This window comes from Xanthomarina sp. F2636L (assembly GCF_026410195.1).
GTDB lineage: Bacteria > Bacteroidota > Bacteroidia > Flavobacteriales > Flavobacteriaceae > Xanthomarina.
Genome location: NZ_JAPMLM010000074.1, coordinates 62,629 through 78,216, shown reverse-complemented (window position 1 = coordinate 78,216; position 15,588 = coordinate 62,629). Strand labels below are relative to the sequence as shown.

The window sequence follows — 15,588 nt, the reverse complement described above, 5'->3', positions numbered from 1 at the left end:
GTTTTTCAGATGAATGGTTTGATTTTAAACCGATAATTTTTTAGAAAGATCTTCAACATATTTTCTAAACTGTTTATCTGTTGTAGAAAGATTGTCTACTGTTTTACAAGCATGAAGTACTGTAGCGTGATCTCTTTTTCCTATTTGAGATCCAATACTTGCCAAAGAGGCTTTGGTAAGCTTTTTTGCAAAAAACATAGCTAATTGTCTAGCTTGAACAATGTGACGCTTTCTAGTTTTAGATTGTAAGGTGTCAATATCCATTTGGAAATAATCGGAAACTACTTTTTGTATATAGTCTATGGAAACTTCACGTTTTGTATTCTTAACAAATTTTTCAACAACTTGTTTTGCTAGGTCTATAGTGATTTCCTTTTTATTAAAAGAAGATTGTGCTATTAATGAAATAATAGCGCCTTCTAATTCACGGATATTAGATTTGATGTTTTTGGCAACATATTCAATAATATCTTCAGGCATTTCTACACCATCACGATATAATTTGTTTTTTAAGATAGACACGCGAGTTTCAAAATCTGGGCTTTGCAATTCTGCTGAAAGTCCCCATTTAAATCTAGATAATAAACGTTGTTCAATATCTTGCATGTCAACAGGAGCCTTGTCACTAGTTAAAATAACCTGCTTCCCATTTTGATGTAAATGATTGAAAATATGAAAGAACACATCTTGGGTTCCAGTTTTTCCAGAAAGAAATTGCACATCATCAATAATAAGAATGTCAATTATTTGATAGAAATGAATGAAATCGTTTCTGTTATTTTTCTTTACAGAGTCTATATATTGTTGCGTGAATTTTTCAGCAGAAATATATAAAACTGTTTTTTCAGGATATTTATCTTTAATATCAACACCAATAGCATGTGCTAAATGTGTTTTCCCCAAACCAACACCACCAAAAATTAAAAGAGGATTAAAAGAAGTGCCTCCAGGTTTCGAAGCTACTGCTAATCCGGCACTTCTAGCCAACCGGTTAGAATCGCCTTCAAGGAAATTTTCAAAACTATAATTAGGATTAAGTTGCGACTCAATTTTTACGTTTCTAATTCCTGGAATAATAAACGGATTACGTAATTCTGGGTTTTTGTTATTTAATGGAATATCTACGTCTTGAGCTTTAACTGCTGAACGATTAGAACTTGGTATTCTCTCAGTAAAAGGCTGTTTGTTGCCATACGTGTTTTCCATTTTAATAATGTAAACAAGTTTAGCAGTTTCTCCTAATTCTTTAGTTAAAGCAACTTTTAAAATCTTCACATAGTGTTCTTCAAGCCATTCGTAAAAGAATTTACTAGGTACTTGAATGCTTAGAGAATTATCTGTAAGCTTCACTGCTTTGATTGGTTCAAACCAAGTTTTGTATGCTTGCGGCTGAATATTATCCTTAATAAATTCAAGACAATTGTTCCATACCGATTGCGCAGTTACACTCATTATAATTTTAAAGATTTATAAGTTAATTATGGTAAGAGAATTGGAATTCTCTTGATTGATTTTATAGCTGGACAAATATGTGAACAAATTTCTTAAAAAAAAAATCAAATGCTATTGAATTTAAAGAAAAAAATCCTCATGTTTAACACTTCGACTAAACTACAAAAAATAATCTAAAGTCCTATATGAATTTCGATGAAATACCAATAAGAGTGAGATATGGTGAAACTGACCAAATGGGGGTGGTACATCATGGAAATTATGCGTTATACCTAGAAATGGGGCGTACCGAATGGTTGAGAAAGAAAGGTATTTCATATAAAGAAATGGAAGATAATGGTATTATGTTACCTGTAGTATCTATGAGTTTGAACTATAAGAAATCAGCACTTTACGACGACATAGTTAAAGTAAAAACACAACTAAAAAAAGAACCTTCAGTAAGGATTGAATTTGAGTATGAAATTACTAATGAAGTTGGTGAAATTTTAGTGTTAGCATCTACAGTTTTGGCTTTTATTGATATGAAAACCAAAAGACCGATAAAATGCCCGGATTATATTTTAAATAAAATAATGAATTAGTTGTCCAACTCTTTTATCTCAACTTCAAAAATTGATTGAAAACTTTCAAAAGTTTTTAATGCGTCTTTTAAACGGACTGAAATTTCAATTTTACAATCTAGTTCTAAAGTCTGGTTTACAATTTTTAGATTGTTTTCTTTAATTAGACGCATCACTTTGTTCATGTTTTTGTAATCGAAGCTTATTTCAAAATGTTTATTAATAGTCTTAGTAACTATTTTTGAAGCCTCCAAAGCCATTTGAGCTGTAGTTTTATATGCATTTATTAACCCTCCAACTCCAAGTTTGACACCTCCAAAATATCTAACAACTACAATTAAAACATTCGTAACATCAAAAGATTGTATTTGTCCGTAAATTGGCATGCCTGCACTATTGTTGGGTTCGCCATCATCGTTTGCCCGAAATTGCAAATTATTTTCATCTGTGCCAAATTGATAGGCATAACACCAATGTCTGGCTGAATGGTGTTGCTTTTTTAAGGCTTCCAAATTTTCTTTTACTTGGTCTTCATTTAAAACAGGATAAGCATATCCAAAAAACTTACTGTTTTTGTCTTTGAATAAAACTTCTTTAGATGACTTGATTAAGGTTTTGTACGTGTCTTTTTTGTCCATTAAGCCAAAGTTACTAATAAGATTGAAATAATGGCTAAGCCAACTCCAATCCAATTTTTAAAAGACAGCTTTTCTTTGAAAAATATTAAACCAACAAGAGAAGTAAACAAAACGATAGCTACATTATTGATAGTAAAAATAGTAGAACTTTCTAGCGACTCATGATTCAAGGCTTTTAAAATAAAATAGATAGATGCATAATTGGCAATTCCTAAGGCAATTCCTCCAAGAATACTTGGTGGATTGAACTTAAATTCTTTTCTAATCATTTTTATAATAAGCATCCCAATGCCTATGCATCCAGCAAAAAAGAAAATCGTGGCAGAAAATAAAGGTATGCCATCTCCTTCAATATAAGTGGTTTCTATATATTTTATGGAAGTATCAATAATCCCTGAACCTATAAAAATAATTAAAGGAAACATCAGGTTGCTTTTAAAGTTAAAAGGCAGGTCTTTTTTTACCGAAACAAAATACACGGCAAATAAGGCTAAGAAAATTCCTAAAAGTTTTTGGAACCCTGTACTTTCATTATAGACGTATATTCCAAAAATAACCGGTATTATTACGCTCATTTTTGTTGCAACAGAAGCAACAGATAAGCCGTTACGCTGAGACGTAATGGCCATAACATTAAAGATGCTTATAAATAAAAAACCTAAAATTAAAGCGCCGTAAAACCATTCTGAATGAATAATTTCTTGAACCTGAAATTGTTTTTTAGACGTAACAACACCACAAAAACAAGCTGTTATATAATTAAATACTATGGCTTGCAGCGTATTAATTTTAAATCTATCAAATAATTTGAAGATTAAAAAAATAAGTGTCGAAGCTAGAATACTTAAGAATAAATCTATCAAAAGAGATCTTTTTTAATGGTAAATAAATTAGTGATATCCTCTGTTTTTGGATTAATGTGCCATGTGTGAATCCCTAATTTGGATGCAGCTACTGTGTTTTCTTCGGTATCATCTATAAATAAGCAATTCTCAGGAGATAAGTTGTTTTCTGCTAATACATACTGATAGATATCGGCACTAGGTTTTCTTAGATTGATTTCATGAGACAAGTAGAAAACATCAAAGCAATTTTTAAACTCTTCATAAAAGGGCACTTCGTTTTTTATCCAATCTATATGTAACGTATTGGTGTTACTCAATAAAATAAGTTGGTATTTTTTTTCTGAAGCAAGGTTTTTTATAAAGTCTAACCGATGTTTTGGAAAATCCATTAAAATACAATTCCAAGCATGTAGAATAGTATCCTCTGTTAAGTCTGGAAAATTCTCTAAATAGAATTCTATAAATTCTTCTGTTGAAATTAGGCCTTGTTCGTAAAAACTATTGAAAGCCATTATTTCTTCGGAAAGTGTGTCTAATTTAAAAGTTTCAAGTGCATGATTCATGGCCCCTTCTTTATCTAAGTTGATAAAGACATCGCCAAAATCGAAGATTAAAGTTTTAATCATATCTATTTCCTGAAAAGCAGGGTTCTTTTTTATTATTGATTGGAGTATATTTTTAAAATATCATCTAAAATGGATGATTCTTGAATTTGTTTTCCTTTAAATACCGGGGCTTTTACACCTTGATTGAAAGTAGATTTTCCAGTAAAAACTCGAGCTTCATCCCAAAGATTTTCATCTATAAAGGTTTGAAGAGTTTGTCTTCCACCTTCAATAATTATGGATTGAATGTTTTTTTTATGCAAATAACTACAAAAATGAGCTGCTATATTTTTTGAAAAATTTATCTCATTTTCAGAAATAACTAGAGTCTTGGCTTCTTCATTAAAAACTTGAAAATCTTTAGAAAGCCTATTCGTTCTATCTAATACCACACGAATGGGGTTTTTTCCGGTCCAATCTCTAACTGTTAAGCTAGGGTTGTCTTCAAGAATGGTTTTGGTTCCTACAAAAATGGCTTGTTCTTCTGTTCGCCATTTATGGACCAGTTGCCTAGATTGTTCGTTGGTAATCCAAACTGGTTTTTGTTCATTTCTAGTTTCTGGCGCAATAAACTCGTCTTGAGTTTCTGCCCATTTTAAAATAATATAAGGCCTCTTTTTATTGTGAAAAGTTAAAAAACGTTTGTGGTGTTCTTTGCATTCATTTTCTAATACTCCCACAGTAACATTGCATCCAGAGGTTTTTAGCTTTTCGATACCTTTTCCAGCAACTTGACTAAATGTGTCCGTAGTTCCAATTACGACATTTGGTATCTGGTGTTTGATAATTAAATCGCTGCAAGGTGGCGTTTTTCCAAAATGACTGCAAGGCTCTAAAGTCACATAAAGCGTAGCTTCTTTTAATAAAGATTTGTCTTTAACAGCTTCTATAGCATTTACTTCGGCATGATTTCCACCATAAGGGCTTGTAAAACCTTCGCCAATAATGTCATTATTAAATACAATAACACAGCCAACCATTGGGTTTGGAGCAGTAGTTCCAAGTCCATTTTTAGCAATTTCAATACAACGTGTTATATATTTTTCATGTATCTTCATCCCGACAAATTTTCAGCGCAAAAATAACATAATAAAGTGAGCAATAATAATATTGTTATTAGAGAAATATCTGTAGCAGATAATATACAAATAGCACAAGTAATCAGGGACGTTTTAGTAGAATTAGGAGCGCCCAAAGTGGGAACTGCTTATGAAGATGTGTCTCTAAATAATATGATGGAAACTTATACCAATGAAAAGGCTGCTTATTTTGTGATAGAACGACAAGGAAAGATACTTGGTGGTGCCGGAATTGCGCCATTAGATGGTTTTGAAGATCTAGTTTGCGAACTTCAAAAAATGTACTTTTTAAAAGAAGCAAGAGGTCTTGGTTTAGGTGAGATTCTGATTCAGAAATGTATGGAAAGGGCTAAGGTTTTGGGGTTTAAAAAATGCTATTTGGAAACCTTACCATTTATGGTTGCAGCACAAAAATTATATACTAAAGTAGGGTTTGAGTCTTTAGATAAACCTTTAGGAAATACAGGGCATTATTCTTGTGATGTCTGGATGATAAAAGCACTATGAAATTAAAGGATATTCAAAACATATTTCATAAAGAATTAGATGCCATTTTTGGTGCAAATGAAGTCGGAAGTTTTTTTAATATTTTGATTTCCCATTATTTAAAACTGAATAGAATAGCCTTGGTTCTAGACCCAGACTTAACTATATCAAAAGAAGAGGAACAACCCTTATTTGAAGCTTTAAGCAGATTAAAAATAGAAGAACCCATACAGTATATTATTGGGGAAACTGAGTTTTTTGGACTGCCTTTTAAAGTGAATGAATATACATTAATTCCCAGACCTGAAACAGAAGAACTTGTTACGCTAGTGGTTCAGGATTCAAAATCTAAGATTCAAAGTATAAAGTCTTTAACCATTTTAGATATAGGCACAGGTACTGGTTGTATAGCTATTTCCTTGGCTAAAAATATTCCAAATGCTCAAGTTTACGCTGTGGATGTTAGCGAAGAAGCCTTAAAAATAGCTCAAAAGAATGCGGAATTAAACAAAGTAGATGTTCGTTTTATTCAAGCCGACATTTTAAATAAAGACTCTGTGAATGTGAAATTTAATAGTATTGAATTTGATATTATTGTGTCGAATCCACCTTATGTAAGACACCTAGAAAAAGTGGAAATAAAGAATAACGTGTTAAAACACGAACCCCATTTAGCTTTATTTGTTGATGATAATAACCCGTTACAGTTTTACGCAGCCATCACCGATTTTGCATCTGATAATTTGAAAGAAAAAGGCCTGCTATTTTTTGAAATCAATCAATATCTTGGAAATGAAACCAAAGAACTAATGAAGGATAGAGGTTTTACAGATTTAGAGTTGAAATTAGATATATTTGGAAATAATCGTATGTTAAAAGGTAAAAAGAATTTTTAATAAATGACAAGTAAAGAGCAGATTTTACAATTAAGAGAAGAGCTTAATAAACACAATTATAATTATTATGTGTTGGATAGTCCCAGCATAAGCGATTATGATTTTGATATAAAACTAAAGAAGCTTCAAGCCTTAGAAGCTAAACATCCAGAATTTTTTGATGCCAATTCCCCAAGTCAGCGTGTTGGAGGAGAAATCACTAAAAATTTTGAAACTCTTGTTCACGAACAGCGTATGTACTCTTTGGATAATTCTTATTCTAAAGAGGATTTATTGGATTGGGAAACCCGAATAAAAAAGATGGTAGATGGAGATTTACAATTTACATGTGAATTAAAATACGATGGCGCTTCTATAAGTTTGACTTATGAAAACGGAAACCTCATAAAAGCTGTGACTCGAGGAGATGGGGTTCAAGGTGATAATGTAACCGCCAATATAAAAACAATTAGGTCGGTGCCTTTACAATTAAAGGGAGATTTCCCTGAAAGATTCGACATTCGTGGTGAAATTGTTTTGCCTTATGAAGGTTTCAATAAAATGAATGAAGAACGGATAGAAATAGGAGAGGAACCTTATAGAAATCCTAGAAATACGGCTTCTGGAAGTTTGAAGTTGCAAGACAGTAGCGAAGTTGCTAAAAGACCTTTAGAATGCTTGTTATATAGTATTGTAGGAAGTAATTTAAATATTACTACGCAATTTGAAAGTTTAGAGAAAGCACGTTCTTGGGGATTTAAAGTGCCTCAAGCAGCTAAACTTGTAAATTCTATTGATGAGGTCTTTGAATTTATAAATTATTGGGACAAACATAGACATGAATTGCCATACGAAACAGATGGAGTGGTTGTAAAAGTGAATAATTTACAGCAACAAGAGGAGTTGGGTTATACGGCAAAAGCACCACGCTGGGCCATTGCTTATAAGTTTAAAGCAGAGCAGGTTTCTACGAGATTAAATACCATTAGTTATCAAGTTGGACGTACTGGAGCTATTACGCCAGTGGCTAATTTAGAACCTGTGGAATTAGCAGGAACAACAGTTAAAAGAGCATCCTTACACAATGCCGATCAAATTGAAAAACTAGATATTAGAGTTGGAGATGAAGTTTTTGTTGAAAAGGGAGGGGAAATTATCCCTAAAATCATAGCTGTCGATTTAACTAAAAGACCAGAAAACTCACAACCAACACAATACATTACCCATTGTCCGGAATGTGAAACAGAATTGGTGAGAACTGAAGGGGAAGCTCAGCATTATTGTCCAAATTACAATGGTTGTAAACCTCAAATTATAGGTAGAATTCAGCATTTCATTTCTAGAAAAGCTATGGATATTGAAGGTTTAGGTGGGGAAACTGTTGCTTTGTTGGTTAATGAAAATTTGATTCATAATTATTCAGATTTATATGAATTAACAAAAGAGCAAGTTTTGCCCTTAGAGCGCATGGCAGAGAAAAGTGCCGATAATTTAATTAAAGGAATAGAACAATCCAAACAAGTGCCATTTGAACGCGTTTTGTATGCTTTAGGTGTAAGGTATGTTGGAGAAACTGTTGCTAAAAAACTTGCCAAACATTATAAAAGTATTGAAGCAATTGCGGAAGCTTCACATGATCACCTAATTAATGTAGATGAAATAGGAGTGAAGATTGCCGAAAGTGTATTAGAATTTTTTAATTCTCAAACTAATAGAGAGATTATAAATAGACTTCGTGATTTTGGTGTCCAATTAGAGATTTCTGCAGAAAAATTAGCCAATCAGACAAATATATTAGAAGGTAACATTTTCGTGGTTTCAGGTGTGTTCCATATTGTTTCTCGAGACGAACTTAAAAAGCTTATAGAAGATAATGGAGGGAAGGTGTCTTCATCTATATCAGGAAAAACCAATTATATTGTGGCTGGAGATAATATGGGGCCAAGTAAAAAAGAAAAAGCAGAAAAATTACAAGTGTCTATTATTTCTGAACAAGAATTTTTAGAGATGGTACAATAAATTTTAAAGACTTGAATTACTTGTTGTTAATGTCTTTTTTATTGTCGCTTATTGTATTTTTTGAATATATTTGTTGTCTCATGCACAACATTGAGTAAGGCTATATGGCAAATTTTATTTCATTTTTTATTTCTTTAATAATTTTTGATTTTAGTATTGATACACAATTGGAAATGTTTATAGCTCCCATTATAACTATGTTTTACTTAATTAAAGTTAAAAATAAACCCACTTTTCTTACCTTATTTTTAGTTACGTATACCATTTCAGATCTTATTAATTTTTACGATCAAGAGAGTTATAACGAACAAATTTATTTTCTCTGTAATGGTTTATATATGTTGTCTTATGTTTTTCTGTTTTTAGAAATAAACAAAACGGTTAAAATGAAATTGATACTTAAAAATTTTCCAATTCATTTTGCAGTCTTGTCTTTGCTAAACATTTATATAATCTTTGTTATGGCAACCATTATAAATCCAATAACTTTTGAAACAACCCATATTGAATTTGTTAGAATTTTTGAACATGTTTATAACATTATCTTGTTAGGTTTATTAAGTATGTCGTTTTTTAATTATTTATTAAACGAAAACAATAAAGCACTACTGTTGTTTTCAGGTTGTTTGGCTTTGACCTTTTTTGAGTTTTTGTTAATAGGTTATTACTACCTTTCAGATGAAATGAGCATTATTCGTATTGTTTCTATCTTATTAGAATTATGTGCCTTTTTAATGTTTTATTTTTCTGCTTCTATTAAGATAAAGACCCGTGCACAAAATTCCTTTGTTAATTATTAATTATATTTTTTTAGCTGACTGTTTTTAAAAATAACATGGATGATTCATTCAAGATATCTAGCTGTTAATAATTTAAAATCATTATAAATAAAATTTTTTAAACCGTTAAAATGTATGATATTTACGTTTAATTGTAAATATTGTATATATTTGCTTTCATTTTTTAGTTTATGATTTTAACTAAGTCTAACATACTTATAGCATTCATTATTATGTTTTGTGCTTCTTTTGCGCTATTTCAGTTTCAAGAGCAATACTTAATTTCGAGTGTTTCAAAATCTTTAATTGTTCCTTTAATTACCTTGTTATATTTTATAAACGTAAAAAATAGATCTCCTTTTTTTACTTGGTTTCTATTGCTCTTTTCTATATCAGATTTGACCATATTTTTACAGTTTTATTTAGAAACAGAAATGGCATTAGATATCTATTATATTATAGGAAACTCATTTTATATAGTGGCATACATATGTTTATTGTTTGAAGTTATGAAAGGAATGAACTTTAAAAAAATTATAAAAGAGTATAAGCTTCACCTCATTGTGCTTCTTATTTTGAACATATATATAGTTTATATGCTGTTAACTATTGTGTACCCTTTTATAAATGATGAAAATTTAATTTTTATTGAGCTTATTTATAATGTTGTTATGCTTTTGCTCTTAACATTTTCACTAATAGCATATTTTCATAATGATAACAAAAAGACCTTACTGTTTTTTGTCGGATCTTTATGTATTGTTTTTTCCGAATTTATCCAGATTGCCTATTTTTATATTGTAGATCAGGACATGCTTAATTTTACCTCTACCATATTATTTGTTTTGGCTTTTTGCTTTTATTATTTTCATTCAAGACTTAAAAGCGAAAAGACATTTAAGCTTGTTTCATAAGCTGGTATCTCCATAAATCTTCACCTGTTTTTAGCTGTGTTTTTATAAAAAATCTAATATTTTAACATACTTTTCGACGAACTGCACATTAATATCGTTGTAATTGATTACATTTGATTCAACCTACTTATGATTATCTACTGTGAAAGAATGGCTAAAAATTAGTTATAACAGAATTTTTCTATGCGTTCTGTTTATACTTATCTTATTAAATGTTTTCGCTTCTTTAAGTGAAAACGATTTATTGTTACAGGTAACAAAACCCCTACTTATTCCTGTTTTTATAATGTTTTACTATATAAAAAACAGATATGTAAATTTGGTGTTTGTGGTCTTTTTTGTGTTGTCGTTTATTGGAGATTTCTCTACAGTATTCTCATCAAACAATTCACTCTTAAATTTTTCTAGTTTTTTATATTTTTTGAGCTATGTAGCCTTAATAATCTATATGATACCTAAGGTAAAGCGCATTAGAATAGATACGGTAGTAATTACTTATTTGGTAATCGTAATCAGTATAAATTCCTATTTTTTATATGAATTATTCGGGATTTTAAAAACACAGATTTCAGATACTACAGAAATTAATCTATTTGCTTTAAAGAGTCTTTCCTTGTTAGCTTTAACTTTTATGTCGTTTGTTGTGTATTTAAATTCAGACACCAAACAATCCATTCTTTTTCTGTTTACAGTCTTGTGTTTTGTGTTTTCAGATGTTCTACATTATGTAAGCAGTTATTATATCTATAACTGGAGTTTTAGTATGCTAGATCATACATTGCATATCACTGGTCTGTTCTTTTTGTTCAATTTTCTTATTGGAGAAAACAGACTCCGTAAAAAGCAATTGGTTTTAGAGAGAATTACTAGTAACAGTTCAATTTCAAAAGAGTCAATCTTAACACTAACTAGACAATTATAGAGGTTCCGTTAGCAGTTTTGTTTTTATCGGTATCAAAATAAAAATCTATTCTTCCTAAATTAATACCATAGCAACCTACTTGGTTTACCAGTACATTTTTTGCTTCTGCATTTTTGGTGACTGTAGGTTTTGGTAAAAAAGTATGTGTGTGGCCTCCAATAATTAAATCGATATTTTTGGTTTTCTCGGCCAGTATTAAGTCACTTGGTTTATTTGGGTTATTACTGTATTTGTAGCCAATATGCGAGAGGCAAATTACAAGATCGCAATGTTCTTCTTCTTTTAAAATACGGCTCATATCTTGAGCAATTTCAATGGGATTTAAATAGTCAGTTTCTTTATAAAGATCTTTTAATACCAAGCCGTCCAACTGGATGCCAACTCCAAAAACGCCAATTTTCAAACCTTCTTTAATAAAAACTTTATACGGCTTTACATGTGTGTCTAAAATAGTATTTGAAAAATTGTAATTAGCCGATAAGAAATCAAATTTAGCATGAGGTAGTTGGGCATATAAGCCATCAATCCCATTATCAAAATCATGATTCCCTATAGTGGCAGCATCATACTTTAATTTGCTCATCAATTTAAATTCTAATTCCCCACCATAATAATTAAAATATGGCGTGCCTTGAAAAATATCTCCAGCATCAAGCAAAAGGGTGTTCGGATTCTCGTTTCTAATAGCTTGAACCAAACTAGCTCTTCTGGCTACGCCACCTTTATTTGGATTTCGACCATCTTCTGGCCCAAAAGGATCAATATGGCTGTGAACATCATTTGTATGTAAAATAGTAATGTGCTTGCCTTTAGGAGCAGAACTAAACGATGGTAAGGTTAAACCTCCAATAGTAACTAATGCTGTTGCAGCCGTTGTTTGCTGAATAAAATCTCTTCTTTTCATAGGTTTAGTGGTCTAATTTTATAAATCTATTATCAATAACAGGATTAATCGTGTCATGATTTTTAAAATAGTCTATAAAAGCATTTCGTATTTTATAATTTAAAATATATAAGGAATCACTTGGCTGAAAGAAAGTCATGCCATCTCCACCATTATAGAGGTAGTCGTTTGTGGCAACATAATATATTTTAGAAGTATCAATGGGTTTGTTGTTTATTGTAGCTTCTACCAACTGATAGTTTTTATCTGCAACAATATGTAGTTTAGAAATAGGATGTGCTCTTTTAGCGTTAAGTAAATAAGCAATCATTTGGTTTACTTGACTTCCTTTTATAGGAGCAACAACAATGCTGTTTTCAAAAGGCATGATTTCGTAAGCTGTTCTAGTAGTGATATTGCCTTCAGAAATAATAGCTCGAATTCCTCCATGATTGGCTAAAACCATATCAATGTCTTTGCCTGTTCGCTTTTTAAAAATGGGATTACCTTGTTCAAACATCACATCTGCAAATAAGTTCCCGATAGCAGTATTTAACTCGCCATCTGTTTTAGAGTAGGTGTGCATGGCATAACTAATAACGCTATCCATGTTTTTGTTAACATGGTCTCTATAGGGCTTAATAAAGGCTTCTATTTCAGGGTCTGTTTCCAAACTATCCGTAACGGCAATTTGTTTTCCTTCAATTCTTGTTAAGTGTTGTTTTTCTTGTTTACAAGAAAATATAAATGCTATAAGAAATAGCGCAAAAAGAGGTTTAAAATTCATGACGAAACATGTGCGTTTTAATAATTTTTTGTCTGTACTTTTACTACCTTTGTAGCAAAGTATAAAGATATAATGATTTTAAAGGGTTTAAAAGAAAAATCTATTAAAAAGAATTTAAACACCATTTTAGCTAATAGGGAAACACATTTTAACACCAATAAAATTGAGAGCATAGGAATTGTTTTAAATGCTGATGAGACAACCGACTTTGAATCCATTAAAACCATTGCTCAATCGTTAAATCTAAGGCCAAATAAATTAAAGATTATTGCGTTTACAGAATCTAAAAAAGAAGTAACTTATTCCTGGAACGATTGTTTTAATCCGAAAGATTTTACTTGGAATGGGAAAGTAAATAATATAGAGTTACAAACTTTTTTAGACACCAAATTCGATTTGTTAATCAGTTATTACTCCAAAGATGTTTTAGAGTTAAAGTTTTTAACCACAGCTTCAAAAGCACATTTTAAAGTAAGTATTTTTCAGCTAGACAAGCGTCTTAACGATTTGATTATAAAAACAGATTTCAAAGATTTTGAGGCGTTTAAAATCGAATTAAATAAATACTTGAGGGTATTAAATAAATTAAACACATGAAAAATAAATTAACAGGTTTAGGTATAGCAATTGTAACACCTTTTAAAAAAGATTTAAGTGTAGATCATGAATCGCTTTCCAAAATTGTAAATTATAATATAGAAAACGGCACTAATTATATTGTAATTAGTGGCACAACTGGAGAAAGTGTTACCGTTTCCAAAATTGAAAAAAAGGAGATTATAGCCACTATAGTTAAAGCGAATAATAATCGTGTGCCTTTGGTTTTAGGAATTGGAGGAAACAATACAGCTGAAATAATTGAAGAAATAAACACAACTAATTTTAAAGATATTTCAGCTATATTATCTGTGTCTCCAGCTTATAGTAAGCCTACTCAAGAAGGTATTTATCAACATTTTAAAGCCGTTTCTTCGGCTTCACCAGTTCCTGTTATTTTGTATAATGTTCCTGGAAGAACAGCCTCTAATATGTTAACAGAAACAGTTATCAGGTTAGCAACCGATTTTGAAAATATTGTTGCTATTAAAGAAGCTGCAGGAAGTATGTTTCAATACTTTCAATTAATAAAAAACAAACCAAAAGATTTCTTGGTTATTTCGGGCGACGACGATTTAGCTTTACCTGTAACTTTAGCAGGTGGAGCAGGAGTTATTTCCGTAATTGGTCAGGCTTTTCCTGAAAAATTTTCAAAAATGATTCACTTGGCATTAGAAGGAAAAGCCAAAGAAGCTTTTAAGCTTCATTATCAGTTTTTAGATATTATATCGTTAATTTTTGCAGAAAACAATCCAGCTGGAATTAAAGCTGTTTTAGAAAAAATAAACCTGTGTAAAGATGTAGTTAGATTACCTCTTGTTGCAGCAACAGATTCCTTAAAAACCAAGATTGCTGACTTTGTAAATAATTTTTAAAAAAGTTAAATTATCCTTAAACCTGATATAAAGCGAGTTTAAGCAATTATTTTAGCTGAAAATAATATTTTTAAAATCCATTATAATAGCTTAATTTTGCCTCCTGTTTAAAAATTATGAAGAAACTTTTTTATTTATTTATAACTTTCACTGTTTTAAGTTCTTGTAGCTCCTATCAAAAAGCTTTAAAAAAGCCAGATATTGCTGAAAAATTTAAAGAAGGAGAAGAGATGTATAATAAAGGGAAATTTGCTAAAGCAAATAAACTTTTTGCTCAAATTGTTCCCAACTATAGAGGAAAACCTCAAGCTGAAAAGCTGATGTACTTATATTCCAAAAGTTTCTTTGAAATGAAAGATTACTATTTGGCTAGTTATCAATTTGAGAGATTTACTTCGGCTTATCCTCAAAGTGAGAAAGTTGACGAAGCTTCTTTTTTAAGTGGAAAAAGCGCTTATATGTTGTCTCCTGTGTACTCTAAAGATCAAACAGAAACCAGAGAGGCTATTGATAAGCTTCAAGGATTTATCAATTTATATCCTGAATCCGAATTTTTACCTGAAGCAAGCCTCCTTGTACAGGAATTAGATTTTAAATTAGAGAGAAAAGCATACGAAATAGCTAAGCAATACAATAAAATAGCAGGTTATACGGGAGATTATGATGCGTCCATTAAGGCATTTGATAATTTTATTTTAGATTTTCCAGGATCTGTTTATAGAGAAGATGCTTACTATTACAAATTAGATTCGGCTTATCATTTAGCCATTAACAGTGTCTTATCTAAAAGACAAAATCGTTTAGAAAGTGTAAAGACACACTACAACAACTATAAGAAAAATTATAGTGATTCTGAACGTATGGAAGAAGCTGACAAAATGTTAGAAGAAGTAATTAAAGAATTAGAAAAATATAGTACTAAAAGCTAAATACAATAAAATGGATTTAAAAAAAATTAAAGCTCCTGTTAATACCATTACATATAACAGAAATAAAATAGAAGAACCTACAGGTAATATCTATGAAGCTATATCTATTGTTTCTAGAAGAGCAGAACAAATTAATTCTGAAATTAAAAAAGAATTAATAGAAAAGCTTGAAGAATTTGCTACTTTTAACGATAGTCTTGAAGAGATTTTCGAGAACAAAGAACAAATTGAAGTTTCTAAATTTTATGAAAAATTACCAAAACCTCATGCTTTGGCAGTACAGGAATGGTTAGATGATAAAATTTATTACAGAAACACAGAAGACGATACACAAGAATAA

General features: G+C 30.6%; 17 protein-coding genes. 10 read left to right on the top strand and 7 right to left on the bottom strand.

Annotated elements, in window-relative coordinates:
- Positions 1 to 24: 24 nt before the first annotated feature.
- Positions 25 to 1,452 (bottom strand): chromosomal replication initiator protein DnaA, encoded by a 1,428-nt coding sequence (gene dnaA / locus OS191_RS15310; RefSeq protein ID WP_267156572.1) that lies wholly within the window; start codon positions 1,450 to 1,452, stop codon positions 25 to 27.
- Between the two features lie 185 nt (positions 1,453 to 1,637).
- Between dnaA and OS191_RS15305 the strand changes: the two genes are divergently transcribed.
- Positions 1,638 to 2,036, top strand: a complete 399-nt coding sequence (locus OS191_RS15305; protein ID WP_267156571.1) for an acyl-CoA thioesterase — start codon at positions 1,638 to 1,640, stop codon at positions 2,034 to 2,036.
- Here the strand turns inward: OS191_RS15305 and OS191_RS15300 are convergent.
- From OS191_RS15300 to ribD, 4 genes are read right to left on the bottom strand one after another with little or no spacing between them, the layout of a single operon-like run.
- The gene (locus OS191_RS15300; protein ID WP_267156570.1) at positions 2,033 to 2,653 is read right to left on the bottom strand and encodes an IMPACT family protein; all 621 of its coding nucleotides are present in this window, start codon (positions 2,651 to 2,653) and stop codon (positions 2,033 to 2,035) included. The two genes, OS191_RS15305 and OS191_RS15300, sit on opposite strands and share 4 nt — an antisense overlap.
- The gene (locus OS191_RS15295) at positions 2,653 to 3,516 is read right to left on the bottom strand and encodes a GRP family sugar transporter (RefSeq protein ID WP_267156569.1); all 864 of its coding nucleotides are present in this window, start codon (positions 3,514 to 3,516) and stop codon (positions 2,653 to 2,655) included. Before OS191_RS15295 ends, OS191_RS15300 begins: the two co-directional genes overlap by 1 nt.
- Positions 3,513 to 4,124 carry an HAD family hydrolase gene (locus tag OS191_RS15290; protein ID WP_267156568.1) on the bottom strand — a complete coding sequence of 204 codons (612 nt, stop codon included), beginning with the start codon at positions 4,122 to 4,124 and terminating at the stop codon, positions 3,513 to 3,515. Before OS191_RS15290 ends, OS191_RS15295 begins: the two co-directional genes overlap by 4 nt.
- Positions 4,125 to 4,156: 32 nt before the next feature.
- Positions 4,157 to 5,161, bottom strand: a complete 1,005-nt coding sequence (ribD, locus tag OS191_RS15285; RefSeq protein ID WP_267156567.1) for a bifunctional diaminohydroxyphosphoribosylaminopyrimidine deaminase/5-amino-6-(5-phosphoribosylamino)uracil reductase RibD — start codon at positions 5,159 to 5,161, stop codon at positions 4,157 to 4,159.
- Between the two features lie 36 nt (positions 5,162 to 5,197).
- Between ribD and OS191_RS15280 the strand changes: the two genes are divergently transcribed.
- From OS191_RS15280 to OS191_RS15260, 5 genes are all read left to right on the top strand, one after another.
- On the top strand, positions 5,198 to 5,689 hold the full coding sequence (locus OS191_RS15280; protein WP_267156566.1) for a GNAT family N-acetyltransferase: 492 nt from the start codon (positions 5,198 to 5,200) through the stop codon (positions 5,687 to 5,689).
- The gene (gene prmC / locus OS191_RS15275) at positions 5,686 to 6,564 is read left to right on the top strand and encodes a peptide chain release factor N(5)-glutamine methyltransferase (RefSeq protein ID WP_267156565.1); all 879 of its coding nucleotides are present in this window, start codon (positions 5,686 to 5,688) and stop codon (positions 6,562 to 6,564) included. Before OS191_RS15280 ends, prmC begins: the two co-directional genes overlap by 4 nt.
- 3 nt (positions 6,565 to 6,567) lie before the next feature.
- Entirely contained in the window at positions 6,568 to 8,562 is a 1,995-nt protein-coding gene (gene ligA / locus OS191_RS15270) for an NAD-dependent DNA ligase LigA (RefSeq protein WP_267156564.1), read from the top strand.
- 104 nt (positions 8,563 to 8,666) lie between these two features.
- Entirely contained in the window at positions 8,667 to 9,362 is a 696-nt protein-coding gene (locus OS191_RS15265) for a hypothetical protein (protein ID WP_267156563.1), read from the top strand.
- Positions 9,363 to 10,703: 1,341 nt separating this feature from the next.
- Positions 10,704 to 11,177 (top strand): hypothetical protein, encoded by a 474-nt coding sequence (locus OS191_RS15260; RefSeq protein WP_267156562.1) that lies wholly within the window; start codon positions 10,704 to 10,706, stop codon positions 11,175 to 11,177.
- Here OS191_RS15260 and OS191_RS15255 read toward each other — a convergent pair.
- The gene (locus tag OS191_RS15255; RefSeq protein WP_267156561.1) at positions 11,164 to 12,081 is read right to left on the bottom strand and encodes a bifunctional metallophosphatase/5'-nucleotidase; all 918 of its coding nucleotides are present in this window, start codon (positions 12,079 to 12,081) and stop codon (positions 11,164 to 11,166) included. The two genes, OS191_RS15260 and OS191_RS15255, sit on opposite strands and share 14 nt — an antisense overlap.
- Before the next feature lie 4 nt (positions 12,082 to 12,085).
- On the bottom strand, positions 12,086 to 12,847 hold the full coding sequence (locus OS191_RS15250; protein WP_267156560.1) for a 5'-nucleotidase C-terminal domain-containing protein: 762 nt from the start codon (positions 12,845 to 12,847) through the stop codon (positions 12,086 to 12,088).
- Positions 12,848 to 12,919: 72 nt separating this feature from the next.
- Here OS191_RS15250 and OS191_RS15245 point away from each other — a divergent pair, with 72 nt between their 5' ends.
- The 4 genes from OS191_RS15245 to OS191_RS15230 all read left to right on the top strand — a co-directional run bounded on the left by OS191_RS15245 (position 12,920) and on the right by OS191_RS15230 (position 15,588).
- On the top strand, positions 12,920 to 13,444 hold the full coding sequence (locus OS191_RS15245; protein WP_267156559.1) for a DUF6913 domain-containing protein: 525 nt from the start codon (positions 12,920 to 12,922) through the stop codon (positions 13,442 to 13,444).
- A complete protein-coding gene (gene dapA / locus OS191_RS15240) occupies positions 13,441 to 14,319 on the top strand; it encodes a 4-hydroxy-tetrahydrodipicolinate synthase (protein ID WP_267156558.1) in 879 nt (292 codons plus the stop codon). The genes OS191_RS15245 and dapA overlap by 4 nt, the downstream gene beginning before the upstream one ends.
- A 116-nt stretch (positions 14,320 to 14,435) precedes the next feature.
- A complete protein-coding gene (locus OS191_RS15235) occupies positions 14,436 to 15,248 on the top strand; it encodes an outer membrane protein assembly factor BamD (protein WP_267156557.1) in 813 nt (270 codons plus the stop codon).
- 10 nt (positions 15,249 to 15,258) lie between these two features.
- Positions 15,259 to 15,588: a DNA-directed RNA polymerase subunit omega gene (locus tag OS191_RS15230; RefSeq protein ID WP_267156556.1), complete on the top strand. Its 330-nt coding sequence runs from the start codon at positions 15,259 to 15,261 to the stop codon at positions 15,586 to 15,588.